This is a genomic window from Saccharothrix sp. ST-888, assembly GCF_000955975.1.
GTDB lineage: Bacteria > Actinomycetota > Actinomycetes > Streptomycetales > Streptomycetaceae > Kitasatospora.
The window spans coordinates 1-310 of record NZ_JYJF01000914.1 but is presented as its reverse complement, the minus strand read 5'-3'; the positions used below and the strand labels follow the sequence as shown (position 1 = coordinate 310).

Sequence of the window (310 nt, the reverse complement as noted above, 5' to 3'; positions counted from 1 at the left end):
TCACCAGCTGGATCTGAGCCGTGGCGGCCGCGAACCAGCTCCTTCCCGTCACGCCCGCCCTCGGGGCCGTCACGGCCGCACTGCTGCTCGCGGCGGCCGTGCTCGCCGGCCGGGGGCTCCTCGGAGCCGAGGGGGAGCGCGGCGGCCGGCTGGCCGGGCGGCGGTCGCGGGTGGTCCAGTGGCCGGCGGCCGGCCGGCGGGGGGGGGGGGAGGGCAGCGCGGTTCAGGAGGCCGGGGACCGGGATGACCGACAGGCGCTGCGGTGGCAGCAGTCCGCCGGCGAGCAGCAGCGCCAGCACCGGCAGCACCC

1 protein-coding gene is annotated in these 310 nt (G+C 80.3%); it reads left to right on the top strand.

Annotated elements, in window-relative coordinates; genetic code table 11:
* Positions 1-20: 20 nt before the first annotated feature.
* On the top strand, positions 21-310 hold a 290-nt coding region (locus UK12_RS35020), incomplete at its 3' end, for a hypothetical protein (RefSeq protein WP_045307261.1).